This is a genomic window from Streptomyces rubellus, from assembly GCF_036323805.1.
In the GTDB taxonomy this organism is placed as follows: Bacteria; Actinomycetota; Actinomycetes; order Streptomycetales; family Streptomycetaceae; genus Streptomyces.
Genome location: NZ_JAZDCX010000064.1, coordinates 1 through 1,437, shown reverse-complemented (window position 1 = coordinate 1,437; position 1,437 = coordinate 1). Strand labels below are relative to the sequence as shown.

Genomic DNA, 1,437 nt, shown 5'->3' with positions numbered 1-1,437 from the left:
GGTCAGTAGCGGTAGTGGTCGGGCTTGTACGGGCCCTCGACGGGGACGCCGATGTAGGCGGCCTGGTCCGGGCGCAGCTCGGTCAGCTTCGCGCCCAGCGCCTCCAGGTGGAGACGGGCGACCTTCTCGTCCAGCTTCTTGGGCAGCACGTACACCCCGGTCGGGTACTGGTCGGGCTTGGTGAACAACTCGATCTGCGCGATCGTCTGGTTGGCGAAGGAGTTGGACATCACGAACGAGGGATGCCCGGTGGCGTTGCCCAGGTTCAGCAGCCGCCCCTCGGAGAGCACGATGATCGACTTGCCGTCGGGGAAGGTCCAGGTGTGCACCTGGGGCTTGACCTCGTCCTTGACGATGCCGGGAATCCTCGCCAGGCCGGCCATGTCGATCTCGTTGTCGAAGTGGCCGATGTTGCCCACGATCGCCTGGTGCTTCATCCGCGCCATGTGCCCGGCCAGGATGATGTCCTTGTTCCCGGTGGTGGTGACGAAGATGTCGGCGGTGGCGACCACGTCCTCCAAGGTGGCCACCTGGTAGCCGTCCATGGCCGCCTGCAGCGCGCAGATCGGGTCGATCTCGGTGACGATCACCCGGGCGCCCTGACCGCGCAGCGACTCCGCGCAGCCCTTGCCCACATCGCCGTAACCGCACACCACCGCGACCTTGCCGCCGATGAGCACATCGGTGGCCCGGTTGATCCCGTCGATCAGCGAGTGACGGCAGCCGTACTTGTTGTCGAACTTGCTCTTGGTCACCGAGTCGTTGACGTTGATGGCCGGGAAGAGCAGGGCGCCCTCGCGCTGCATCTCGTACAGCCGGTGCACCCCGGTGGTGGTCTCCTCCGTCACCCCCCGGATCCGGGAGGCCAGCGCCGTCCACTTGCCCGGGTTCTCGGCGAGGGTGCGGGTGAGCAGCTCCAGGACGACGGCGTGCTCCTCACTCTCGGCGCCGGCCACATCGGGCACGGCGCCGTCCTTCTCGTACTCCACCCCCTTGTGGACCATCAAGGTGGCGTCCCCGCCGTCGTCCAGGATCATGTTCGGCCCGCCACTGGCCGCATCCGGCCAGGTCAGCGCCTGCTCGGTGCACCACCAGTACTCCTGGAGGCTCTCGCCCTTCCAGGCGAAGACGGGCACCCCGCGCGGATCGTCCACCGTGCCCTCGGGACCGACCACCACCGCCGCGGCGGCGTGGTCCTGGGTGGAGAAGATGTTGCAGGACGCCCAGCGCACCCGCGCGCCGAGCGCCACCAGGGTCTCGATCAGCACGGCGGTCTGCACCGTCATGTGCAGCGAGCCGGTGATCCGCGCCCCGGCCAGCGGCTGGGCTTCGGCGTACTCGCGGCGGATCGCCATCAGACCGGGCATCTCGTGCTCGGCCAGCGTGATCTCCTTCCGGCCGAACCCGGCCAGGGACAGATCCGCGACCTTGAAGTCC

At 68.3% G+C, this 1,437-nt stretch carries 1 protein-coding gene; it reads right to left on the bottom strand.

All coding sequences use genetic code 11. The annotated features are described in order from the left end of the window. Positions 1-2: 2 nt before the first annotated feature. Positions 3-1,437: adenosylhomocysteinase (gene ahcY, locus V1L54_RS29250; protein ID WP_330121182.1), on the bottom strand; the 1,435-nt coding region annotated here is incomplete at its 5' end.